This is a genomic window from Allobosea sp. 10L417 (genome assembly GCF_056395485.1).
Genome location: NZ_JBFTJP010000002.1, coordinates 864,639 through 887,597 on the forward strand (window position 1 = coordinate 864,639; position 22,959 = coordinate 887,597).

16 protein-coding genes and 1 pseudogene are annotated in these 22,959 nt (G+C 65.8%); 9 read left to right on the top strand and 8 right to left on the bottom strand.

Annotated elements, in window-relative coordinates; all coding sequences use genetic code 11:
- Window positions 1–98: 98 nt before the first annotated feature.
- The 5 genes from AC1DE3_RS10265 to ssb all read left to right on the top strand — a co-directional run bounded on the left by AC1DE3_RS10265 (window position 99) and on the right by ssb (window position 5,944).
- Window positions 99–1,556: an efflux transporter outer membrane subunit gene (locus AC1DE3_RS10265; protein WP_476852328.1), complete on the top strand. Its 1,458-nt coding sequence runs from the start codon at window positions 99–101 to the stop codon at window positions 1,554–1,556.
- Window positions 1,557–2,000: 444 nt separating this feature from the next.
- Entirely contained in the window at window positions 2,001–2,993 is a 993-nt protein-coding gene (locus AC1DE3_RS10270; RefSeq protein WP_441511501.1) for an ABC transporter substrate-binding protein, read from the top strand.
- The gene (locus AC1DE3_RS10275) at window positions 2,990–3,847 is read left to right on the top strand and encodes an ABC transporter permease (RefSeq protein ID WP_476779706.1); all 858 of its coding nucleotides are present in this window, start codon (window positions 2,990–2,992) and stop codon (window positions 3,845–3,847) included. The genes AC1DE3_RS10270 and AC1DE3_RS10275 overlap by 4 nt, the downstream gene beginning before the upstream one ends.
- Before the next feature lie 120 nt (window positions 3,848–3,967).
- Complete coding sequence (locus AC1DE3_RS10280) at window positions 3,968–5,233, top strand: 3-phosphoshikimate 1-carboxyvinyltransferase (protein WP_441511503.1); 1,266 nt, start codon at window positions 3,968–3,970, stop codon at window positions 5,231–5,233.
- A 165-nt stretch (window positions 5,234–5,398) separates the two neighbouring features.
- Window positions 5,399–5,944: a single-stranded DNA-binding protein gene (gene ssb / locus AC1DE3_RS10285; RefSeq protein ID WP_441511504.1), complete on the top strand. Its 546-nt coding sequence runs from the start codon at window positions 5,399–5,401 to the stop codon at window positions 5,942–5,944.
- Between the two features lie 45 nt (window positions 5,945–5,989).
- Here the strand turns inward: ssb and AC1DE3_RS10290 are convergent, their stop codons facing one another.
- Window positions 5,990–7,294 carry a threonine synthase gene (locus AC1DE3_RS10290; protein ID WP_441511505.1) on the bottom strand — a complete coding sequence of 435 codons (1,305 nt, stop codon included), beginning with the start codon at window positions 7,292–7,294 and terminating at the stop codon, window positions 5,990–5,992.
- Between the two features lie 7 nt (window positions 7,295–7,301).
- Window positions 7,302–8,327: an amino acid ABC transporter substrate-binding protein gene (locus AC1DE3_RS10295; RefSeq protein ID WP_441511506.1), complete on the bottom strand. Its 1,026-nt coding sequence runs from the start codon at window positions 8,325–8,327 to the stop codon at window positions 7,302–7,304.
- A 94-nt stretch (window positions 8,328–8,421) separates the two neighbouring features.
- Here AC1DE3_RS10295 and AC1DE3_RS10300 point away from each other — a divergent pair, with 94 nt between their 5' ends.
- Together AC1DE3_RS10300 and AC1DE3_RS10305 are read left to right on the top strand one after the other, a co-directional pair.
- Window positions 8,422–9,327 (top strand): LysR substrate-binding domain-containing protein, encoded by a 906-nt coding sequence (locus AC1DE3_RS10300; RefSeq protein ID WP_476779707.1) that lies wholly within the window; start codon window positions 8,422–8,424, stop codon window positions 9,325–9,327.
- 102 nt (window positions 9,328–9,429) lie between these two features.
- Window positions 9,430–9,561 (top strand): annotated as a pseudogene (locus AC1DE3_RS10305) (IS3 family transposase); the annotation flags it as partial.
- A 91-nt stretch (window positions 9,562–9,652) separates the two neighbouring features.
- Here AC1DE3_RS10305 and AC1DE3_RS10310 read toward each other — a convergent pair.
- Window positions 9,653–10,546: a DMT family transporter gene (locus AC1DE3_RS10310; protein WP_441511507.1), complete on the bottom strand. Its 894-nt coding sequence runs from the start codon at window positions 10,544–10,546 to the stop codon at window positions 9,653–9,655.
- 253 nt (window positions 10,547–10,799) lie between these two features.
- On the opposite strand from AC1DE3_RS10310, the gene AC1DE3_RS10315 reads away from it, so the two are divergent.
- Together AC1DE3_RS10315 and AC1DE3_RS10320 are read left to right on the top strand one after the other, a co-directional pair.
- Window positions 10,800–12,380 (top strand): ABC transporter substrate-binding protein, encoded by a 1,581-nt coding sequence (locus AC1DE3_RS10315; protein ID WP_441511508.1) that lies wholly within the window; start codon window positions 10,800–10,802, stop codon window positions 12,378–12,380.
- The gene (locus tag AC1DE3_RS10320; protein ID WP_441511509.1) at window positions 12,377–13,885 is read left to right on the top strand and encodes a M81 family metallopeptidase; all 1,509 of its coding nucleotides are present in this window, start codon (window positions 12,377–12,379) and stop codon (window positions 13,883–13,885) included. Before AC1DE3_RS10315 ends, AC1DE3_RS10320 begins: the two co-directional genes overlap by 4 nt.
- A gap of 187 nt (window positions 13,886–14,072) precedes the next feature.
- On the opposite strand, the gene AC1DE3_RS10325 is transcribed toward AC1DE3_RS10320, so the two are convergent.
- From AC1DE3_RS10325 to AC1DE3_RS10345, 5 genes are read right to left on the bottom strand one after another with little or no spacing between them, the layout of a single operon-like run.
- Entirely contained in the window at window positions 14,073–15,815 is a 1,743-nt protein-coding gene (locus tag AC1DE3_RS10325; protein WP_441511510.1) for a hydantoinase B/oxoprolinase family protein, read from the bottom strand.
- Between the two features lie 11 nt (window positions 15,816–15,826).
- Entirely contained in the window at window positions 15,827–17,908 is a 2,082-nt protein-coding gene (locus AC1DE3_RS10330) for a hydantoinase/oxoprolinase family protein (RefSeq protein WP_441511511.1), read from the bottom strand.
- Between the two features lie 41 nt (window positions 17,909–17,949).
- The gene (locus AC1DE3_RS10335) at window positions 17,950–19,626 is read right to left on the bottom strand and encodes an ATP-binding cassette domain-containing protein (protein ID WP_476852329.1); all 1,677 of its coding nucleotides are present in this window, start codon (window positions 19,624–19,626) and stop codon (window positions 17,950–17,952) included.
- An 8-nt stretch (window positions 19,627–19,634) separates the two neighbouring features.
- Window positions 19,635–21,509: an ABC transporter permease gene (locus tag AC1DE3_RS10340; RefSeq protein ID WP_441511513.1), complete on the bottom strand. Its 1,875-nt coding sequence runs from the start codon at window positions 21,507–21,509 to the stop codon at window positions 19,635–19,637.
- A 42-nt stretch (window positions 21,510–21,551) separates the two neighbouring features.
- On the bottom strand, window positions 21,552–22,682 hold the full coding sequence (locus AC1DE3_RS10345; RefSeq protein ID WP_441511514.1) for an ABC transporter substrate-binding protein: 1,131 nt from the start codon (window positions 22,680–22,682) through the stop codon (window positions 21,552–21,554).
- Between the last annotated feature and the right edge of the window lie 277 nt (window positions 22,683–22,959).

A 22,959-nucleotide genomic window follows, 5' to 3' on the forward strand; every position in this document is an offset into this window, starting at 1 on the left:
ACGTCTCATGATGCAAAAACATTTGCTGTTGCCTGGCCGAGTCTATCGCTTCGCGGTGCGATCGGATGAACTCCAAGGATTGGCGAAGGAGTTCATGCATGCGTGACGGCGTCGCGTCCGCTTCGGTTTGCGTCTTGGCAAGGCGCAAGCCGTCGTTCCGCTGGCGCGGTATCGGCGCATCGATCGCCGTTGCGCTTGGCCTGTCGGGTTGCATTCTCGGCAGCGAGAATCCGGCGGTCGATCTGGAGGTGCCTGCCAGCTACCGGGGCGGAAACCGAAGCCCGGACGCCGCGCTGCCCGGCCTCGACTGGTGGCGCGGCTTCCGCTCCGCCGAGCTCACGAGCCTGATCGAAGCCGCACAATCCGCCAACCTGGATATCGCGGTCGCGGTTGCGCAGATCGCCCAGGCGGATGCGCAGGCCGGCATCGCCGGCGCGTCATTGCTCCCCACGGTGACCGGAGTTGGAAATACGGAGCGGATAAGGCTGGCCACGACCAGCGGCAGCTCGGGGTCCAGCACGAGGTCCCAGGTCAACGTCGGGCTGACGGCGAGCTACATGATCGACTTCTGGGGCAAGAACCGCGCGACCCTATTTGCCGCGCAGGAAGATGCCATCGCGGCCCGGTACAATCGCGACGTCGTCACCCTCAGCACGACCGTCAGCGTGGCCAATACCTACTTCCAGATTCTGACGGCCAATGACCGCTTGCGGATCGCCCGCGGCAACGTCGCCGCGGCCGAGCGGATCCTGACTCTGGTGCGGCAGCAGTTCAACGCCGGAACGGTGTCGCAACTGGATCTTTCCCAACAGGAGACGCTCGTCGCGACGCAGAAGGCGGCGGTCCCGCCACTCGAGCTTGCCGCGGCTCAGAGCAACGTGACCCTGGCCCTCCTGCTCGCCCGGGCATCTGCGAATTTCACAGTGATCGGCGGTGGCATGGCGAAAGTCTCGGTGCCGCGCGTGACGCCGGGGCTGCCATCGGAGCTGTTGCGCCGCAGGCCGGATGTGCTGCAGGCCGAGTCACAGCTCGCCGCCTCGAATTTCAGCGTCGAGTCGGCCCGGGCAGCCTTCTTTCCGCAGATCCAGCTGACGGGCGATGCCGGCTTCCAGAGCAAGGCGCTCGCCTCGCTGTTTGGGCCGGGCGCCTGGTACTACACGCTGGCTGCCGGCTTGACGCAGCCGATCTTCGACGGATGGCTGCTGCAGAGCCAGCTCGACCAGGCGAGGGGCGCGCAGTCGCAGGCCCTGCAGGCCTACCGTCAATCGGTTCTCTCGTCCTTCGCCGATGTCGAGAAGGCACTCGTGGCGCTGACCCAGACGACCCGGCAGGAAAGGCTGCAGTCGGAGGTCGTCAGCAGCGCGCGCCGGGCCTTCGAAGTGGCGGAAGCGCAGCTGCGCGGCGGCACGGCGAATCTCATCAGCGTATTGCAGAGCCAGCAAACGCTTTTCACCGCCGAGGACAATCTGGCGCAGGTCAGACTAAGCCGCTTTCTTGCCGCGACGAGCCTGTTTCAGGCATTGGGCGGCGGATGGACCCGCGATCCGCCTCTTTGATCGAGCGGCGTCTGCCTGGGCGGCGATCGCCCTGAACCCGCGCAGGATCTGCAGATTCAAGACCTGCATCGGCACTTCGGATTTGACTTCGACGGGGTCCACGAAACCGGTCCCCCTCCAGCAGCAGACGTTCTCTCCGCTACGCAATCTTTTGGCAGCATCGATCTCTGTCCTCTCTTACCCACCTCTGGCGATCAGGAACCTCGCTCAATGGCCGGCAAGCTCGGTCGATGAGGTATCACTCGCGTCGCCTGCCAGGTCACGCCTATGGTCCTGACGGGCCCTGGCAGGGTGGGGTGTGGTTCTATGGCCTCACTTGGGCGATGCTGCCACGCGGGAAGGGCGGAAGGACGGATCAATTCGCCCGGTTCCGCGTTACTGCGCGAACCGCCCGGGCGATCGGCCCCGGCGGCATCTGTCATGGCCAGCGCGGGAGCATTGACGATGAAAGCCTTTTTGGGAGCCGCCACGCTTGCTTTCGGCCTCGGTCTCGGCGCCTCGGCCATGGCTTGCGAGCTTGACCGCCCGCTGAAGATGGCAGGGCTCGACTATGATTCCGCCGCCTTCCACACCGCCGTTGCCAGCGCGATCGCCGAGCGGGGTTTCGGCTGCAAGGTCGAGCGCGTGCCCGGCGCCATCGCGCCTCTGGTCAACGGCGTGGCGCGGGGCGATGTCGACATCGTCATGGAAATCTGGACGGCCAACCCGGTCGAAGCCTGGGTGAAGGCGGCCGAGGCCGGCAAGGTCGAGCCGCTGGGTACCACCTTTCCGGATGCGAGCGAGGGCTGGTTCGTGCCGCGCTATCTGGTCGCCGGGCCGGACGCCAAGGCGCCGGACTTGAAGACCGCTGAAGATCTCAAGCGCTACAAGGCTCTGTTCGCTGATCCGGAAGAGCCGGGGAAGGGGCGCTTCTACAACTGCGTCGCAGGCTGGGTCTGCGAAGGCATCAACACCAAGAAACTCGCCGTCTACGGGCTCGCCGGGGACTTCACCAACACGCGCGGCGGCTCGGGCGAGGCGCTGGTCGCGGCGATCGAGGCCGCACTCAAGCGCAAGCGCCCGGTCGTATTCTACTATTGGGGGCCGAGCTGGCTGCTGGGTGCCTATGACCTCGTCAAGCTCGACGAGCCGCCCTTCGACCCCGCTGTTTGGGCAGAGCTCAAGGCGAGCGACAACCCCAAGCGCGCCACAGCCTATCCGATGAGCAAGGTGGTCATCGGCGCCAATGTCGACCTCGCCAAGAAGGCGCCGCAGCTGGCGAGCTTCTTCAAGAGCTACGGCACGACCAGCGACATGACCTCGAAGATGCTGGCCGAGGCGCGCGAGAAAGGGGTCACGCCTGAGCAGCAGGCCGTGGTCTTCCTCAAGACGCAGCCCGATATCTGGCGCAAATGGCTGCCGGCCGATATCGCCACGAAGGTCGCATCGAGCCTGTGACGGCCGCTTCGGTGCCGGAATTCGGCAAGGCGCTGCAGGGCGCCGTCAACCGCGCGGTTGATGCCGTCGTCACCGGCTATGGCGACAAGCTCGATGGTTTCGGCGCAACGCTGACCGCGCCGGTCCGCCTGGTCGAAACGGCGCTCCAGCACATCCCGGTTCCGGCATTCGTCCTCGCGGTCGCGGCGGGCGCCTGGCTCGCGACGCGACGGATCGGTTTCGCCCTGGCGATGGCGGCCCTGCCGGTGGCGCTGGCCGGTCTCGGCGTCTGGGGTGAGGCGATGCAGTCGCTCGCTCTGGTCACCGTCGCCGTGCTCTTCGTCGTGCTGCTCGGGCTGCCGCTCGGCGTTGCGGCGGCGCGGCTTCCGCGACTGGGCCGCGCGCTCGCGCCGCTCTATGACCTCATGCAGACCATCCCGAGCTTCGTCTATCTGATCCCGGTGGCGATGGTGCTCGGGCTCGGGCGCGCGCCGGCGCTGGTCGCGACGTTGATCTATGCGCTGCCGCCCTTCGCGCGGCTGACGGAACTGGGCCTGCGCGGCGTCGACCCCGGTTTCATCGAGGCCGCCCGGGCGCTCGGCCTGCGACCCCGGCAGAGCTTCTGGCTGATCGAGCTGCCGCTTGCCCAGCCCACGATCCTGCAAGGGCTGAACCAGGCGATCATGATGGCGCTGGCCATGGTCGTCGTCGCCTCGATGATCGGCGCCAAGGGGCTCGGCGAGATCGTCCTGCTCGGCTTGCAGCGGGCCGATCCCGGCCTCGGCTTCGTCGGCGGGCTCGCCATCGTCCTGCTCGCCGTGCTGCTGGACCGGATGGCGCAGGCCGTCCTCGTGTCGCGGCGGCAGGGTGGCTGATTGTCGGGAGCCGGGCGAGGAACGCTCGGCGCTTCGTCCGCGACAAGCCGAGCCGGCCACGCTATGAGCTTGCGCGCGCCGTTTCGGCGCGGGCTTTGAAACGCGCAAAGGCTACGGACGATGAATGCGACGGCCGCACTGACGATCGTTCCGCCGGACGCGCCGCTGCGGGGCAGGGTGGTGCCGCCCGGCTCGAAATCCATCACGAACCGTGCCTTGCTCGTGGCGGCGCTGGCCGGAGGCACGAGCCGGCTGACCGGCGCCCTGAAGAGCGACGACACCCGCTACATGGCGCAGGCGGTTCGCGCGATGGGCGTCGCGGTCGAGGAGCCTGATGCGACCACCTTTGTCGTCGCCGGAACCGGCCGGCTGCAGCCGCCGGCCGAGCCGCTCTTCCTCGGCAACGCCGGTACTGCGACACGCTTCCTGACCGCAGCCGCCGCGCTGGTCGACGGCACCGTGATCGTCGACGGCGACGAGCACATGCGCAAACGCCCGATCGCGCCGCTGGTCGAGGCGCTGCGGACATTGGATGTCGCGGTGACGGCTCCGAGCGGTTGCCCCCCGGTTAAGGTCCAGGGGCAGGGGAGCTTCCCCGCCGGACGCGTGGAGATCGATGGCGGCTTGTCCAGCCAGTATGTGTCCGCCCTGCTGATGGCGGCGGCCTGCGGGCGTGGGCCTGTCGAGATCGCCTTGACGGGCAAGGAAATCGGCGCCCGCGGCTATATCGATCTGACGCTGGCGGTGATGAAGGCCTTCGGAGCGAAGGTTTCACAGCCGGATCCGGCGACATGGCGGGTGGAGCCCACCGGCTACAGGGCGGCCGACTTCCTGGTCGAACCCGATGCCTCCGCCGCCACCTATCTCTGGGCGGCCGAGGTGCTGACCGGCGGCGCTATCGATCTCGGCGTCGCCCCCTCGGCCTTCACCCAGCCCGATGCCGCCGCGCACAAGGTCATCGCCAGCTTTCCGAACCTTCCGGACGTCATCGACGGCTCGCAGATGCAGGATGCGGTTCCCACGCTCGCCGTGCTCGCGGCCTTCAACCGGCGGCCGGTTCGCTTCGTCGGGATCGCCAATCTGCGTGTCAAGGAATGCGACCGGGTGTCGGCCTTGGCGCAGGGGTTGTCGCGCATCCGGCCGGGCCTCGGCGTGGAGGAGGGCGACGATCTTCTGGTCGCGTCCGATCCGGCCCTCACCGGACAGACCCTTCCAGCGCGGATCGACAGCCATGCCGATCACCGCATCGCGATGAGCTTCGCACTGGCGGGTCTCAAGCTCAACGGCATCACCATCCTGGACCCCGCCTGCGTCGGCAAGACCTATCCCGGCTATTGGCGGGCGCTGGTTTCGCTCGGCGTCAGGCTGGAGGGCGACCTGCCATAGCCCTCCGACGGTTCGTCTGCGGCGACCGCCGGGCGCCGCGATTCGATAGGGGAAAACCACTTGAACAAAACGAGAACATCATTGATAATGCCTTAATCGGCCGATAGGGTTCGGCTCCGGTCAAGCGGCCGGTTTGTGTGAAGTGCGCAGGAAGTGGAGCCTGTCATGGCTGGTAGCGTCAACAAGGTCATTCTGGTCGGCAATCTCGGGCGCGACCCCGAAGTGCGCCGCCTCGGCAGCGGCGAGCCTGTCGTCAATCTGCGTATCGCCACCTCCGAGACCTGGCGCGACAAGCAGAGCGGCGAGCGCAAGGAGCGCACCGAGTGGCACTCGGTCGTGATCTTCAACGAGAACCTGGCGAAAGTGGCCGAGCAGTACCTCAAGAAGGGCTCGAAGATTTACATCGAGGGTCAGCTCCAGACCCGGAAATGGCAGGACCAGTCCGGCGTGGAGAAATACACCACGGAGATCGTGCTGCAGCGCTTCCGCGGCGAACTCACCATCCTCGACAGCCGCCAGGGCGGCTCGGATGAGTACAGCGAGGGCGGCGGTGGCGGCGGCTACGTCGACGATCGCTCGGGCGGCGGTGGCTCCTTCGGCCGCTCCGGCGCGATGGGCGGTGGCGGAGCTTCGCGCCAGCCGGCCATGCCCGGCGGCGGTGGCGGTGGCCGTTCCTCGTCGACCCATCTCGACGACGATATTCCGTTCTGATGTGCGGTACATAGGCGCGATGCCCTCCCGCACGCCGTGGTTGGGTCAGTCGAGAGACACGTTGTAGCTAGCAGCCAGGACCCCGCGCAGTTCGTCCCAATCGGCGTGAGCGAGGTGCGGAATCCCCACAGCCCCACGATAGGGCGCCTTCAGACCTGTTGAAGTGGAGATGTGAACTACGGGGCCGGGCGGCAAGAGTGCCTTTTGGGCAGCGATGCGCAAGGCTGCCAGACCCGCGGCCGACGCCGGCTCGCTCCATAGACCGTCGAGCGCCAAGGCAGCCTGGGCATCCGCAATACTCCGATCGTGAACCGCAACAGCGTGCCCCCTGGACCGATGCAGTGCGGCTATTCCACGAAAGCCGCCGCGGGCGGAGCCAATACCGTGAGCAATGGTTTCGACCGGCTCGAGGGTACTGGACGAGCCGCTGGCGCAGAACCGGCCAAGGGCATCCGATCCCTCGGGCTCGGCGGCGATCAAGATAGGCTCTTCCGTCGCCAGGCCCAGTGCCTTGAGCTCGGAAAAGCCTTTGCCGATCCCGAACAGCAGCTCGCCGTAGCTCGTCGGTACGGACACTGCGGCAGGTACTCGTCCGAGTTCGAGGAAGAGTTCATATGCGATGGTCTTGTAGCCCTCTGGGCCGAATGGATGGCCGGTATGGGTCGGGGCCGTGTTGCCAATCAGATACCAACCCGGCTGGCGCGACAGGACATCGAGGAGCGGCCACCGCGCCGTGCGTGGCATCGCGATCACGGCGGCACCATAGGCGCGCATCTGTCGTGCATGGGCCGGCGAAACCGCGTCGTCGCAAAGCACGATGCATTTCAGACCGGCGCGTGCCGAGTAGGCCGCGGCCGAAGCGCCATGATTGCCGGATGAAGAGATGACCGTGCCAAGGGCGCCGGCGGCGGCAGCAGCGCTGACGGTGCAAAGGCTCAGGCGGTCCTTGTGACTCCAGCTCGGATTGGCGCTCTCGTCCTTGACGAAGAGCTCGGGCAGGCAGGCCCAAGCGGCCGCCCGCGGCGCAGAAACCAGCGGCGTCGCGCCCTCGCCGCAGGACAGGCCGGGCAGGAGTGGCGGCAGGAGCGGCGCCCAGCGTTCGAGGCCGCTGCCGAAGCGTGGCGCAAACAGGTCGCCTGCAAGTCGCTCGTAGGCGTAGCCGACCTCGTAGGGATAATGGAACGGCTCGGCGCCGGTCTCGTCGATATGAGCGACGAACGGAGGAACCTGCGGATAGAGCGGGCGCCGAACGCCATCGGACATCGAGATCAGGGCGTCGGCCAGGGATGGCGATGTGGTGACCCAGGACGGCACAGCCGCCTCCGGGCCACGATCGGCGAAGCGGTCCATTCTTGCCTCAGCGCAGCGGCAGGGCGTAGATCTGGCCGCCGCGCGTCCAGAGGTCGTTCTGGCCGCGTTCGAGGCCTATGCGCGAGCCCTTGCCGAGATTGCGCTCGAAGATCTCGCCATAGTTGCCGACGGCGGCGATCATCCGGGCGACCCAGCGCTCGTCGAGACCGAGCGCCTTGCCGAGGCCCGGCTCGCTGCCGAGCAGGCGCTTGACGGCCGGCGGGCCTTTCGCGGCAAGTTCTGCCGCATTGGCGGAGGTCACACCCATCTCCTCGGCCTCCATCAGCGCGAAGACCGCCCAGCGGACGATGTCGTAGAATTGCTCGTCGCCTTTTCGGATTGCGAGCGCTGTCGGTTCCTTCGACAGGCGTTCCGGCAGCAGGACATAATCGTCGGGCCGTTCGGCCTTGAGCCGCATGCCGATCAGCGGTGTCGAGTCGTTGCTGTAGGCATCGCAGCGGCCGGAAAAGAATGCATCCTCGACCGCATCGAGCGTGGCGACCGTCACCGGCGAGAAGGTCATACCGTTCGTGCGGAAATATTCGGAGAGGTTGAGTTCTGAGGTACTGCCCTGCTGGACGCAAATGGTGGCGCCGCTGAGCTGCCTGGCGCTGGTGACGCCGAGCTTGCGTGCGACGATGATCGCCTGTCCGTCATAGAACCAGATCGGCGCGAAGCGCAGGCCGAGCTGGGCCTCGCGAGTCAAGGTCGCGGTCGCCGTCCGCGAAAGCACGTCGATCTCGCCGCTCTGCAAGGCGGTGAAGCGCGTGACGGTGGTCGTCGGGACGAAATCGACCTTGGTCGCGTCACCGAGGACGGCTGCGGCTACGGCGCGGCAGAGATCGGCATAGATCCCGGTCCATTTACCCTCGCGGTCCGGCATGGTGATGCCCGGCGTGCCCTCGGAGGTGCCGCATTTGAGAACGCCACGCTGCTTCAGCGCGTCGAGGTGCGGCCCTGCGGCAGCAGGTGGAAGCGATGAGAGCAGCAGGCCTCCCGCAAGCGCCGTGGTCTTGATGACACCCCTGATCATTCGCCCCTCCATTCTTGGTCGGTTGAGACTAGGCAGGGCAAGGCTATGCGTCCAATATCAGCTGACGCGGACTTGATAACGAAAGCTGATAGATATGCAGCATCGACAGATCGAAGCCTTCGCCGCCGTCATGACCAGCGGCAGCGCGTCGCGTGCAGCCGAATTGCTCAGTGTCACCCAGCCGGCGATCAGCCGCTGCATCGCCGAGCTGGAACGCGAACTCGGCTTTGCCCTGTTCGACCGGGTTCGCAGCCGCATAGTTCCAACATTCGAGGGGCGGATGTTCTTCCGCGAGGTCGACAGCCACTTCCTGGCGATGGCGAAGCTGGAAGCGGCGGCCGCCCGTATCCGGGAGTTTGGAGCGGGTGAGCTCAAGATCGCGAGCTTGCATTCGCTGGGAGGGCGGCTAGTGCCCAAGGCGCTGGCCCTATTCCAAAGGGCGTTCCCGAAGATCAACGTCACCTTGCAGGTGCAATCGTCCAGCCAGGTCAGGGACCTCGTAGAATCGGGGCAGTTCGACCTTGGGCTGTGCTCGGAAGAGGTCGATCTCAATGGTGTCGAGCATCAGCATTTTGCCGATTACCGGATGGTCGCTGTGCTGTCGCACGCTCATCCTCTCGCGTCCCGGGCCGTGATCCGACCGGAGGATCTGCATGACCAACCCTTCCTCCAGCTCGATTTCGACGAACGCCTGTCACGAGATCTCCACGCCGCATTCGCCGCCGTGCATGCGAAGCCGCGCGTCGTCGTGGACGCGGAGTATTCAGCTACGATCTGCGCGCTGGCCTCGGAGGGGGCGGGGATCGGCCTCGTCAACCCAGCGGCGATCGCCGGGCTGGATCGCTGGGGGGTCAGGGTGCTGCGCTTCGAGCCTGCGCTGCATTTCCGCAAGCATCTTGTTTTCCCGCCGGGGCGCCCGCGGCCGCAGCTTGTGCGCGACTTCCTTGGGATTTTGGCCGAGGTAAGGAACCGTTTTACGCTTCAGCTCGACAACGCATGACAAGGGCCAGTTCCAGACATTGGGCGATCGCCGCGAAGCGGACGCTCAGGATCAGTTTCGCCGGTCAGATGACGGCCCATCTCGGACCCACGCGGCGGGCCCTACCGAACACGCGACGATGCTCGTGCCGACGTGTTCGATTGCATTGAGCGGTTCCACAATGCCGTTCGCAGGCACTCGACCATCGGCTACATCAGCCCGGTCGAGTTCGAACAGAAGGTGGGGTTAGCCTAACGCCCTGTCCACGAAACGGGCAGCAGGCCACTACGAACATCCCGCTCTCCTCAGGCTCGAATTTCGCCGCAGCCCTCTCAAGATTGCCGCGCTAGGCTTTGCCGCGCCGGAGCTCGGAGAGAGTGTACCAGACGACCGCCGCGAAGATCACTGCTCCACCAACGATCGTCGCGAAGGGCGGCGGCTCCGCGAAGAGGAGCCAGACCCAGACCGGCGTCATGACGACTTCGGTCGTGCCGATCAAGGCCGATTCCGCCGGCGGCAGGTGCCGTGCGCCGATGATGAAGAGCACCAGCGCGATCGAGAAATTGGTCGCTCCGAAGGCCGCTAGCACCACGAGGTTATGGGCATCGAGCGAGCTCCAGGAGCTGAACGGCGCGAAGAGCAGGAAGGTCAGCACCGCGCTGATGAAGATCGGCGGCATCGCCGGAAGGTCCGGGTCCAGCCGCGGGATGACAATGACGAAGGCGAATGTCACCGTCATCAGCAGGGCCAGCAGGTCGCCGATGATGCGACCCGCGCCCAGCGAAGCCGAGATGATGATTCCGACGCCGATGAGGCAGGCGAGCCCTGCCGCCATCGTCCGCAGGACGATGCGCTCCTTCAGGAGCAGCCAGCCGAGCACGGCGGCGATGAAGGGCGCAGTCGCGTAGATCACTGCGACATTCGCCACGCTGGTCATGTAGTAGGCGCCGATGAAGGCGGCCTGGCTGATCGTCTGGAACGCGATCAGGGCCAGCCCGGTCGGCCCGAACGCCTTTTTCCAGGCCCGGCGCGTCCTGGCGCCGCCGAACATGGCCATGGGGACGATCAGGAAGAGGGCGGCAAACAGAGCTCGCCAGGCGATGGCGGTCAGGGCATCCGTCGTCAGCAGGCGCGCATAGATGCCGCTGGCGCTCCAGGCCACGGTCGCGGCGAAGACGAGCAGGACGCCACGGGAATGTGCGGTCGAAGAAGAGGTTTCGCTGGTCAAAGTCGCACGCATGGCAGGATCGGGCAGCACCGCTCGCATATCGGGCTCCGTCGCGGAATATCATTCCGCGAATAGCGAGATGTTGGCAGGAACATGCCAACCTTCTCGCGTGGGTGGCTTCGCGTCGTTGAAGGGGCGCTCCTGCGCTTGGAGAAGGGCTACTCCGCTTGCGTCGGTCAATTCCCACATCCTAGGATCGGCTGACTGCATTTGCGGCGGCGCGTCCTGCGCAGCTTTTCCACCCCCTTGGGCGAGGGTTCACGGCATGAAGCGTCGGACGTTTCTGGGTGTCGCTGCAGGTGCCGCGGTTTCCACTGTGGCCAAACCGGCCCTTGCGCAGCGGGCAAAGGTGCTGAAATTCATCCCGGAATCGGATGTCGCGATCGTCGACCCGGTCTGGACGACTGCGACCGTAACGCGCAATCACGGCTATCTGGTCTTCGACACGCTCTACGGCCAGAACGCCAATTACGGTTTCGAACCGCAGATGCTCGCCGGCCATACGGTCGAGGATGACGGCAAGACCTGGCGGCTGACGCTGCGCGAAGGCCTGCGCTTCCATGATGGCGAGCCGGTCCGGGCGCAGGACGTGGTGCCCAGCATCCGTCGTTTCTCCGCCCGCGACGCTTTCGGCCGCGCCCTGATGGACGCGACGGACGAGCTCTCGGTCGAATCCGATCGCGTCGTGAAGTTCCGGCTGAAGCGCCCGTTCCCGCTGCTGCCGGCCGCGCTCGGCAAGACCGGCACCTCCATGCCCTGCATCATGCCGGAGCGCTTTGCGGTCACCGACCCGAACAGGCAGGTCACTGAGATGATCGGCAGCGGTCCGTTCCGCTTCAAGGCCGATGAGCGCATCCCGGGCGCACTGACCGTCTATGAGCGCTTCGACGGCTATGTTCCGCGCGCGGATGGCTCGGCCACCTTCACGGCGGGCCCGAAACACGTTCATTTCGACCGGATCGAGTGGCGCATCATTCCCGATCCGCAGACGGCGGCGAATGCGCTCGCCAATGGCGAGGTCGACTGGTGGCAGAACCCCACGCCCGACCTGCAAGGCACTCTCAACGGTCGATCTGGCCTCAAGCTGGAGGGCCTCGACCCGGCCGGCGGCATCGGCTGCCTGCGCTTCAACGCGCTGCATCCGCCCTTCGACAATCCGGCGATCCGGCGGGCGCTGCTCGGCGCCATCGACCAGAGCGAGTGCATGACGGCGGTCGCCGGTGATGAGCGCTCGCTCTGGAAGGATCATGTCGGCGTCTTCAGCCCGGATACGCCGATGGCGACGACGGCTGGGACCGAGGTCCTCGTCGGCAAGCGCGATTTCGCCGCCGTCAAGCGCGCTTTGGCCGATGCCGGCTACAAGGGCGAGCGCGTCGTGCTGCTCGACCCGACCGACTATCCCTCGACCCATGCGCTCGCGGCGGTAGCTGCCGATGCCCTGCAGAAATCCGGGGTGAATGTCGAGCTGGTCTCGACCGACTGGGGTACGGTCGTGCAGCGCCGGGCGAGCCGCCAGCCGATCGACAAGGGCGGCTGGAGCATCTTCTTCACCTATCTGAACGGTACCAATAATTTCGATCCGGCGAGCCAACTCGGCATCCGCGGCAATGGCGACCAGGCTTGGTTCGGCTGGCCGAAATCTCCGCGCCTCGAAGAGCTCCGGCTCGACTGGTTCGCCGCCAAGGATCTCGCGACGCAAAAGGCGATCTGCGCCGAGATCCAGAAGCAGTTCTTCATCGACGTGCCCTATATCCCGCTCGGCGCCTATTACGAGAAGACCGCCTATCGCGGGATTACCGGCATGCGCATCGGTTTCGCTCAATTCTACGACGTCAGGCCGCTGTGACACAGTCCAAGATCCGGATCGCCGTTCTCCAGTTCGCTCATGAGACGGTGACATTCCTCCCCAACGACACGACGCGGGAGGATTTCATCTATCCCGGCTCCCCGGCCTCCGGCGAAGACCTGCTTTCTACCGATCCGAAGGGCTATATGGGCGGCTTCGTGCAGGTCGCCCGCGAGTTCGCCGATGTCGAGCTCATCGGCATCACCTCGCCGCTTTGGCCACGCACCGGAACCGGCTCGGGCTGGGTTACCGAGGATGCCTATGAGCATTTCATGAGCATCATGATCGCGGAGCTGACGGCGCAGCCGCAGTTCGACGGCGTCTATCTCGCGCTCCATGGCGCGCTCGCCGTGCGAGGCGTGCCACGGCCGGAGGCAGATATCGCCAGGCGCGTCCGCGAGGTCGTCGGCGACAAGGCCTTCATCACCGCAACCTTCGATCCGCATGGCAACGAGGACGACGCCTTCCTCGCGCAGGCCGACATGGCCTTCTGCGTGAAGTACTTCCCGCATTACGACATGCATCTGCAGGGCGAGCGCGCGGCGCGCATGCTGGTCCGCGCGATCCGCGGCAGCTTCAAGCCGGTGCATCGCACTCTGCGCATCCCGATCATCGCCCCGACCGTGGTGATGTGGACCGGCGCCTCGCCTTGGTCCGACCTCATCCAGCGCGCGCTGATCTGGGAGGCGCGCGAGCCCGACGTCTTCGTCAACGTGTTCTTCGGCTTTCCCTGGTCGGACGTGCCCGATGCCGGCATGTCGCTGCAGGTATTGACCAATGACGACCCCGACCTCGCTGAGCGCGTCATCCGCGACATGGCGGAATGGACCTGGCGCCGTCGTCAGGCGCTGCTGGACACCGTCAGGATCTACAAGACGAAGGAGGCGGTCGCGCTGGCCCGCGAGGCGGTTGCCGAGGGCAAGGGGCCCGTCCTTCTCGCCGACTACAGCGACCGCTCGGGCTATGCGACCTGGCTGCTCCAGGAGATCGTGGCGCAGAAGCTCGAACGCACGCTGATCGCGACGATTGCCTCGCCGGAGGCGATCCGCACCATCATCGCGTCCGGCGCGAAGCCCGGCGATGCCTTCGACGCGGAAATCGGCGGCCTCTTCGATGAATCGGCGGGAGCGCCGATCCGCATTTCCGGCAGGCTGCGATCCGTGGGGCCGGCGACGACCGCGCGCGGCACTGGCAAGGACTGGGTCTGCGTCGAATTCGGCCGGGGCAACGTGCTGGTGCTCAGCCCCTACCTCGTCCAGATCATCGAGCCTTCGGAGCTCTGGCAGCTTGGCCTCGCGCCTGATGATTTCGACGTGATCGCGATCAAGTCGCGCGTCCATTTCCGCCGCGGCTTCGACGATAGCGGCTTCACACCGACCATCATCCTCGTCGAGCCGCCCGAGCCCTTCATGGGCACCGTTCATCTCGATGCTCTGTCCTACGAGAATCTCACGCTGAAGGACTATTATCCCTATGGCAGCCCGAGCTTCTCACCGGAAGGCTGAGGAGTAAAGTGGTCGAGAGGGCGCCATTAGCCGACATCTGGCTACTACCCAGCAGCAGGCGTTAGATTTTGCGTCGCAGCGTAATCGACGGCGAGGATGGGCTCGCCGTCGGCGTTTCCTTGGCTGTGGTCCTCGGTTTTCCAGAGAGAAGCAGTGAATCTCCTACCGAGTTTGGACATTTGTTCCTTTAGTGTGAGGTGACCATCAGGTTGTGCCGCGAACGCATAGCTTCGGTCGCCTCAGCATCGATGTCGTCAGCGTCGTTTGCGATCGCCACTCTGTAAACTCGTCGCGCAGCCTCCGCTGAGACGAGACCTTGCTTTACATCGCGCAGCACGGCAGCTGGATCGCGCGTCGCAGGATCGCCGAAGCCTCCCGCGCCGGCCGTGCGCATGCTGAGGACGTCGCCCTTCCGAAGCGGATAGGTGCCCTTCGAGTGCAGGCGTTGCTCCGCAGGCGTGTCGGGGTTGAGAACCGTCGCCGCCTTGGAGCCGTGCAGCCCACCCTCTAGACCGTAGGGGGCGTTGACATAGCGGTCTCCGAGATTGGTGACGAGCCCGGCATCGGCCAGGAGGCGCACATCCTTGCGCACGGCCATGCCGCCGCGGAAACGGCCGGCGCCGGCGGTATCCGGGATCAGCTCCATGCGCTCGACGAAGACCGGCGCGTTCATCTCCTGAACTTCGATCGGCGTGTTGGTGCCATTGGTCGGCGAGGTCGTGGCTTCCTGCCCGTCGCAATGGCGATGGGCGCCGACGCCGCCGATCGCCGTCATCCAGGCGAGGAAGGGCTTGCCGGTATGCGGGCTTAGCGTGCCGCTGACCTTGGGATTGCAGAAACCGGAGCTCGCGGCGATAACGCGGTCCGGCACGATTTGCGCCAGTGCGCCCATCACCACCTCGTAGATGCGGTTGGCGTTTACGGCGCGCGCGCCGCTCGCCGCACCGGGGTTCGGGTTGACGTAACAGCCCTTCGGGGCGCGGATCTCGATGCAGTCGATGATGCCGAAGTTCTGGGGCGAGCGCGGCAGCGTCACGCCCTTGATCGCGGCGATGCAGTAGGAGCGGGTGTACTGCATATAGGCGTTGATGCCGGCCGGCCGCTGTGGGCCGGTGCCCTCCCAGTCGCAGATGATGCGCCCTGGCTCGACAGTCAGCGCCAGTTTGAACGGCACCGGCTCGGTGTCCGGGCCGACATCGTCGAGCACGTCCTCGAATCGGTAGGTGCCATAAGGGAGTTCGGCGATCGCCTCGACCATGGCGTCGCGGCTGCGCGCCACGATCTCGCGCATGCAAGCGGCGAGCTGCTCCGGCCCGTATTGCCGGGCGAGCCCCTGCATGCGGGCGACGCCGGTCATGTTGGCGGCGTATTGCGCATGAAGATCGCCGAGCACGTCCTTGATGCGGACATTGCCCTCGATGATGCGCAGGATTTCCTTGATCGGTTCGCCGGCCTTGTAGAGCAGTACGGGCATCAGCTTGATGCCCTCCTGGCAGGTCTCGCTGACGCCGACGACCTCCTCGCTGCCCGGTGCGCTGCCGCCGACATCGATATGGTGCGCGATATTGACCGCGTAACCGATCAATTCCTCGTCATCGAAGACGGGCGTGACCATGAAGATGTCCGGCAGGTGGCCGGAGCCGATCGTCGGGTCGTTGCAGATCACCGCATCGCCTGGGCCAAGTGAGCCTTCGGGATAGTAGTCGAGCATTTGGCGGACGGTGAACGCCATCGAGCCGAGATGGCCGGGGCTGTAGTCGCCCTGGGCGATCATGTTGCCCTCGGCATCGAAGACGCCGGTCGAGAAGTCGGAGCCCTCGCGGACGGTCATGGAATAGGCGGTGCGTAGCAGCGTGCTGCCCATCTCGGCCGCGGCGGAGAGAAGGCCGCCCCAGACCACCGAGAAGGTTACGGGATCAATCGTGTTCATGGTGGATACCTTCAGGCGAGCGTGGTGATGAGATTGCCGTGCGAGTCGACGGTAGTTTCGCAGCCCGGCGGCAGGACGATGGTGGACTCGCGTTCCTCGACGATGGCCGGCCCGGCGAAGACGTCTCCTGCGCTGAGCCGATAGCGATCGTAGACGTCGCAGAGCGTGAAGCCGTCGGTTTCGGGAAACCAGACCTGGCGCTGGCTGCGGCGGGCACGCTCGACGCCGCCGGCCTGCTTCGGCAGCTCGTCCATGGTCAGAGTCTTGCCGACTGCGATGGCCCTCAGGCGCCAATGGACCGCGACTATGGTCCAGTCCGGATCGAAAGTTCTGGCGCCGTAAGATTTGGCGTAGGCCGCATGGAAGGCCCCGCGCAGCGTTTCCAGATCTCCGGGCGCATAGGGATAGGCCGGCAGGTCCACGGCGATCTCGAAGCCCTGGCCGGCGAAGCGCATATCGCAGCTGGCGGAGAAGCTCTGGCGCTCGCGCGGCACTCCGGCCTCGTCGAGCTGCCGGCGGGCTTGCACTTCCAGGTCGGCATAGAGCGTGTTGATCTCGGCGAGGGCGTCGTCGTCCAGGTTCATCACCTGCGTGCGGGCGAGATCGAGCGAGGTCTCCGCCATCAACAGGCCGACGGCGGATTCGACTCCGGCCGCGCGCGGGAAGACCACTTTCGGGCAGCCGAGCATGCGGGCGAGCCGGGTGCCGTGCACCGGGCCCGCGCCCCCGAAAGGCACCAGAGCGAACAGGCGCGGATCCTTGCCGCAATTGATTGTGACGGCGCGCGCGGCCTGCGCCATCTGTGCGGTGACGATCTCGTGGATGCCCCAAGCCGCCTGCATCACGTCGATGCCGAGCGGCACCGCGACGTCGGCCTCGATCGCGGTCAGCGCGGCCTCGGCGTCGAGCTTCATCTCGCCGCCGAGGAAATAGTCGGGGTTGAGATAGCCGAGGACGAGGTCGGCATCCGTGACGGTCGGCCTGTTGCCGCCACGGCCATAGCAGGTCGGGCCGGGCACCGAACCCGCGCTCTCCGGGCCGACGGCGATGGCGCCGAGCTCGACCTTGGCGATGCTGCCGCCGCCGGAGCCGATCTCGATCAGGTCGACGGCGGGGATACTCACCGGCAGTCCGCTGCCCTTCTTGAGATGGGTCATGTCCACCTCGAACTGGCTGGTCAGCAGCGGCTTGCCGCCCTCCACGAGGCAGAGCTTGGCGGTGGTGCCGCCCATGTCGAAGGAGATGAGGTTGTCGGTGCCAGCGGCGGGCGCGAACCGCGCGGCCGTCAGCACGCCTGCGGCCGGGCCGCTCTCGATGATGCGGATCGGGAAGCGCTTGACGGTATCGGCGGTGGCGACACCGCCGTTCGACTGCATGATCAGCATGGGAACCAGTGCGCCGAGCGCCCGCAACTGGCGGTCGAGGCGTTCCACATAGGAGGCGACGCCGGGCATGACATAGGCGTTCATCACAGTGGTGCTGGTGCGCTCGAACTCGCGATAGAGCGGCGAGACCTCGCTGGAGACCGAGACCATCAGCTCCGGCGCTTCCTCGCGCAGGATCTCGGCGACGCGCCTCTCATGCGCTGGGTTGGCGTATGAATGCAGAAAGCAAATCGCGACGGCGACGACGCCGCGCTCGACGAGCTGCCGTGCAACGAGGCGGGCACCGGCTTCGTCGAGAGCCGTCTGGACCACGCCGGTGAAGAGCATGCGCTCCTCGATCTCGAAGACGAAGTCGCGCGGCACCAGCGGCAGGGGCCGGCCGGCCATGTTGTCATAAAGCTCGTAGCGCTTCTGGCGGCCGATCAGGATGACGTCGCGGAAGCCTTTGGTGGTGATCAGCGCGGTCGTCGGACCCTTGCGCTGGATCACGGTGTTAGTCGCGATAGTGGTGGCGTGCACGACTTCGCTGATTTCGCCCATCTGCCGGCCGCTCTGGGCCATGCGGGCCTTCAGCCCCTCGATGACCGCCTCGGCCGGATCAGCCGGGGTGCTCAGCACCTTGCCGATTTCGAAATGACCGGTTTCGGGGTCGAGCACCGCAAAATCGGTAAATGTGCCGCCGATATCGACGCCAACGCGCAAGCCCATCGTGAGGTACTCCCAGGTGGAACGGCTTTTCGAGAGCCGGATCAGTGAACGGAACTGGGCGCGAGGCCCGAGGAAGCGGAGGCGGAGGGCGAGATGTTGTCTCCTCCGAGATAGGCCTCGCGCACGGCTTGGTTATCGCGCAGCTCTGCGGCGCGACCTTCCAGCGAGACGATGCCGTTGCGCAGCACATAGGCACGGTCGACCAGTTCCAGCGCCTTGTTGGCGCTCTGCTCGACCATGAGGATGGTCAGCCCCTGCGATTTCCAGCGCGCGAGGATTTCGTAGACACGGTCGACCATGAGCGGCGACAGGCCCATTGATGGCTCGTCGATGCACAGCACGAGTGGCTTTCGCAACCAGGCCCGCGCCATGGCGACCATCTGCTGCTCGCCCCCGGACAGGGTGCCCGCGAGCTGGTCAAGTCGGCTGGACAGCCAGGGGAACTCGGCGACCGTGGCCTCGATGTCCCGATCGATATCCCGCCGCGGGGCGGCTCTACGGGCATAGGCGCCCATCAGGATGTTGTCGCGCACGGTCAGCTCGGCGAACATGCGCCGGCCCTCGGGGATCGAGGCGATGCCTTGGGCGATCACCTCGGCGGTGCTCTTGACCTGCAAAGGCCGGCCATAGAGCATGATCTGGCCCTTGCGCGGGGTGACGAGCCGCAACACGGTCTTGATTGTCGTCGATTTGCCGGATGCGTTGCCGCCGAGCACCGCCACCGCCTCGCCGCGTCCGACCTTCAGCGAGACGCCGAACAGCGCCTGGATCGGCCCGTAGAAGATGTCGACGTCCTTCAGTTCGATCGCCGGACTCTCCACCGGGCCGGGCATCGGGACCTCGGGTCCGTGGTCGAGATGGCCTTTGACGACGACTTGGCTGCGAGCGCCGCCGCCGCCCTGGCCAAGATAGGCGGCTGCGACCTGGGGATCGGCGAAGGCGCGGTCCGGCTCGTCGTCGACGATGACCTTGCCCTGCGCCATGACGACGGTCCGCTGGGTCAATTTGCGGACGATGTCGAGCTTGTGCTCGACCATGACGATCGCCATCGCCGGGAAACGCCGGCGCATGTCTAGCAGGAGGTCGGCGAGTTCGTGGCTCTCCGTCGGGTTCATTCCGGCCGTCGGCTCGTCGAGCAGCAGCAGATCCGGTGAGGTCGCGAGCGCGCGAGCAATATCGAGCCTGCGGCGATTGGCATAGGAGAGGCTGTGGGTTGGCTGATCGCGGCGCGGCCAGAGCCGCTCGCCGAAGAGCTTGAGAATCTCGTCAACCCTGGCCTCGGCCTCCCGCGCCGCCGCGCCATAGCCGCCCAAACCGAACAACGCGCCGAGCGGCTCCTTGATGCGGCCGAAGCGTGCAGGCGAACGACCGCCCCCGATCAAGGCGCGTTGGCTGCCGATCCTAACGCTCTCGGCGATCGTGAGTGCCGGAAAGACGCGGCTGGTCTGGAAGGTGCGCGCCACGCCGAGCGCGGCGATGTCTTCCGGCGCGCGCCCGTCCAGGCGATGGCGGGCAAAGGCGATGGTGCCGGCGGTAGGCTGCACGAAGCCTGTGATCGTCTGGATCAGCGTCGATTTGCCGGCGCCGTTGGGACCGACGATGCCGACGAATTCGCCGGGTGCGACCTTGAGATCGACCCCGCGGACCGCCTTGAGGCCGCCGAAGGCGACTTCCACGCCGGTGAGCTCGAGACCCCCGGCGATGGGCTGATTGCGCATGCCGTGCATCAGCGGACTCCTGCGATGCCCTGCGGCCGGAACCGCAGCGTGAGATAAAGGACAGCACCGAACAGGATCATCCGGAACTCCGCCGCCTCGCGTAGCGCCTCGGGCAGCACGATCAGGGCGATCGCGCCCAGCAGAGCGCCTGTGAGGTTTCCGAGGCCGCCGAGGACGATGATCGCGACCATCAGAAAGGAGGTATCGAGGCGGAAGCTGTCGGGGCTGATGAAGCGCTGCAGGAAGGCGAAGAGTCCGCCTGCGAGACCGGCGCAGACACCGGCGAGGACGAAGGCGGTGACGAGATAGCGCCGCACCGGAAGGCCGGCAGCATGGGCGGCGACGCGGTCCTCGCGGATGGCGCGCCAGCTCAACCCGACCGGAGAGGCAAGCAGCCGCCCGACCCCGAGCACGACCAGGACCAGCAGCGCCAGCGCCAGCCAATACTGCGCCGAGACCGACGTCATCGGTACGTCCCTGAGGAAGGACAGCGAAGGACGCGGGACGCCGAACACGCCGTTCGGTCCGCCGGTGACATCGGTCCAGTTCAGCAGGACGAGCCAGATCAGCACGCCGATGGCAAGCGTCGCGAGGCCGACGACATGGCCCGTCAAGCCGGAGCAGAGGAGACCAATCAGCCCGGCCAGCGCGGCACAGAGCAGCGCCGCCGCGAACAAGGCGAGATCGGCCGGCGCGCCCTGCTTGGCTGTCAGCGCGGCGACATAGGCACCGACGCCGAAGAAGCCGGAGAAGCCAAGGAACATGATCCCTGAGGCGCCCGACAGCATCGTCAGCCCCGCAGCGAGCAAGGCGAAGATCGCGACCTGGAGCGCCACCTGCATGACGTAGGGAGAGACCGGCAATAAGGGCAGGGCGGCGCAGGCCGCCACAGCCACGGCCAGCAGCGGATAAGGCAGTGCGAGCAGCCGTACCTGTGGCAGCGGCTGGCCGCCCTGGCCGATGAGGATGCTCGTCGACGGCATGACGCCTGAGGCGCCGCGCGAGCCGCCGAGCGCATCGAGACGCTTGTCGCCGAACAGGCCCTGGGGCCTAAAGGTGAGGATGACCAGCAGGATGCCGAAGGCGACCATGTCGCGAAAGCCTTCGCCGACATAGCCGACAGCGAGCGCCTCGAGTACGCCGAGAAGCAGGCCGCCGGCGACCGCGCCGGGAATGCTGGCCAGCCCGCCCAGCAGGGCGGCGGTGAAGCCCTTGAGGCCGAAGGGCACACCCATCTGGGGATAGACCGTCTGGTAGTACATCGCGACCATGACACCGGCGATGGCGGCGAGCGCCGAGCCGAGGCCGAAGGCGAGCAGGCGCAGACGGTCGGTGTTCACGCCCATCTGCCTGACGGCGTCCATGTCCTGCGACATCGCCCGCAAGGCGCGCCCTGCCCAGCTGCGCGTCAGGAAGAAATAGAGCGAGGCCATGGAGGCGAGAGAGATCGCCAGGATGGCGGCGTCCATGCCCGTAACATAGGCCGCACCGATGGTGACGCTGTAGCCGGAAAGCGGGTTCGGGAAGGCATGCGCTTCCGGCGTCCAGATGATCTCGGCCGCCTGATCCAGTATGAAGGTGATCGCGAGCGTGGACAAAAGCGGCGCGATCCAGGGTGCGTTCTCAAGCGGGCGCAGCGCGACCCGCTCGATCAGCATACCGACCGCGGTGGTAACCGCGACCGAGGCGAGCGCCGCCAGCGGGAGCGGCAGACCCAGCCGCACGCCGGTATAGGCGAAGAGCGCGCCGAGCATCAGAAGAGAGCCCTGGGCGAAGTTGATCAGATTGGTGACGCCGAAGATCAGCGAGAAGCCGATGGCGACGAGCGCGTAGACGTTCCCTATTACCAGTCCGTTCAGGATCTGGCTGAGGAATTCGACCATGATTGCGGGCTCCCCTTTGAGGCCGGCAGCGTTCGAGGGCGGTCAGTTGTAGGGGCGGTAACCTTTGCCCTTGACCACGATGTAGTTAATCTCGCGCTCGCCGAGATCGCCGGAGCCTTCGTATTTCAGGCTGCCGCTGACGCCCTGGATCGGCGCCGAGGAGGCAATCTGGTCCCGGATGGCCTGGCGGGTCAGCGGCTTGCCGTCGGCGACGAGCTGCTTCATCGCGCTGGTGACGATCAACATCGCGTCCCAGGTGAAGGCGGAGTAGTAATTCGGTTCTTTGGCGAACTTGGCCTCATAGGCTTTCGAGAATTTGATCGCCTCCGGAGCATCGGCGAGAAATTGCGTCGGCATCACGACCCCTTCTGCCGCATCGCCGGCCAATTCGATGAATTTGGGGTCGTTCAGCGTATCGGTGCCGGCGACCTTCAGGGTCGGGTCGGCCTGACGCAGCTGCTGCATGAACAACGCCGATTCCGCATAGTGGCTCACGAGAAAGATTCCATCGGGCGCGGCAGCTTTGATCTTGGTGATGAGCGGGCGGAAGTCTCGCGTCTCGGGGATCATCGCCTCGGACAGCACGGCCTCGGCGCCGAGTTCTTTGAGGCGTTTGGCAACCAGCGTGTTGGTGACCATGCCCCAATCGTCTTTGAAATAGACGATCGCGATCTTCTTCATGCGGAGCTTCTTGATCAGCATGTCCACATGCGGCTGCACCATGGAGGCTTGCGTCGGCGTGGTGCGGAACTGATAGGGGCTTATCTTGACATAGTCGGGGTGGCTTGCGGTGGGCGCCACCTGAGCCAGCTTGGCCTCGGCGAGAATTGGCCCGGCCGCCATCGATTCCGTTGAGGTCTGCCCCCCGACCACTGCAAGCACCGCAGGATCCTGCCCGAATTTCTGGGCGATGGTCGCCGCTTCCCGCGGGGCGCCGCGCGTATCCTCGACGCGGATCTCGATCTGCCGTCCGCCGATGCCGCCCGTTGCATTCACCTCGTCGGCGAACATCGAGGCTGCTTCCTTGAAACGCGTACCGAGGGCGGAACGCTCGCCCGACATCGGGCCAAACAAACCAATGACGATTGGCTCGGCGGCTTTCGCCGGAGCGAGCCCCTGACTGCCGAACGCGACCGCAATAGCCGCGCCCATCAAAAACGCTGTTCCCTTCATATGACCCCTCCCAGGGTTGGTGTGATCACCGTCAAAAAGTTTATTGACTAAACTTATCGGCCGGCAAGGGGAAAAATGCGACAGAACCTGCTCAGGCGCTCGCCAGGGCGAGAATGATGGAATTATCTATTTATAATTGCTGGCATTTATTGAAATGTACAAATGTACGGCAAACGGATTCTTTCGATCAAAATGACGCTGAAATGGGCATAATTGCTCGTTCTCGATGCGGTGTTTTGGTCTATGAGGCGTTTGGTTGAGCAGGCGATCTGCTAAA

What these genes read in the sequence shown, in the direction of transcription:
- AC1DE3_RS10265 (WP_476852328.1), top strand. Translation starts at nt 99, where the DNA reads ATGCGTGACGGCGTCGCGTCCGCTTCGGTTTGCGTCTTGGCAAGGCGC.
- AC1DE3_RS10270 (WP_441511501.1), top strand. Translation starts at nt 2,001, where the DNA reads ATGAAAGCCTTTTTGGGAGCCGCCACGCTTGCTTTCGGCCTCGGTCTC.
- AC1DE3_RS10280 (WP_441511503.1), top strand. Translation starts at nt 3,968, where the DNA reads ATGAATGCGACGGCCGCACTGACGATCGTTCCGCCGGACGCGCCGCTG.
- ssb (WP_441511504.1), top strand. Translation starts at nt 5,399, where the DNA reads ATGGCTGGTAGCGTCAACAAGGTCATTCTGGTCGGCAATCTCGGGCGC.
- AC1DE3_RS10290 (WP_441511505.1), bottom strand. Translation starts at nt 7,294, where the DNA reads ATGGACCGCTTCGCCGATCGTGGCCCGGAGGCGGCTGTGCCGTCCTGG.
- AC1DE3_RS10295 (WP_441511506.1), bottom strand. Translation starts at nt 8,327, where the DNA reads ATGATCAGGGGTGTCATCAAGACCACGGCGCTTGCGGGAGGCCTGCTG.
- AC1DE3_RS10300 (WP_476779707.1), top strand. Translation starts at nt 8,422, where the DNA reads ATGCAGCATCGACAGATCGAAGCCTTCGCCGCCGTCATGACCAGCGGC.
- AC1DE3_RS10310 (WP_441511507.1), bottom strand. Translation starts at nt 10,546, where the DNA reads ATGCGTGCGACTTTGACCAGCGAAACCTCTTCTTCGACCGCACATTCC.
- AC1DE3_RS10315 (WP_441511508.1), top strand. Translation starts at nt 10,800, where the DNA reads ATGAAGCGTCGGACGTTTCTGGGTGTCGCTGCAGGTGCCGCGGTTTCC.
- AC1DE3_RS10325 (WP_441511510.1), bottom strand. Translation starts at nt 15,815, where the DNA reads ATGAACACGATTGATCCCGTAACCTTCTCGGTGGTCTGGGGCGGCCTT.
- AC1DE3_RS10330 (WP_441511511.1), bottom strand. Translation starts at nt 17,908, where the DNA reads ATGGGCTTGCGCGTTGGCGTCGATATCGGCGGCACATTTACCGATTTT.
- AC1DE3_RS10335 (WP_476852329.1), bottom strand. Translation starts at nt 19,626, where the DNA reads ATGCGCAATCAGCCCATCGCCGGGGGTCTCGAGCTCACCGGCGTGGAA.
- AC1DE3_RS10340 (WP_441511513.1), bottom strand. Translation starts at nt 21,509, where the DNA reads ATGGTCGAATTCCTCAGCCAGATCCTGAACGGACTGGTAATAGGGAAC.
- AC1DE3_RS10345 (WP_441511514.1), bottom strand. Translation starts at nt 22,682, where the DNA reads ATGAAGGGAACAGCGTTTTTGATGGGCGCGGCTATTGCGGTCGCGTTC.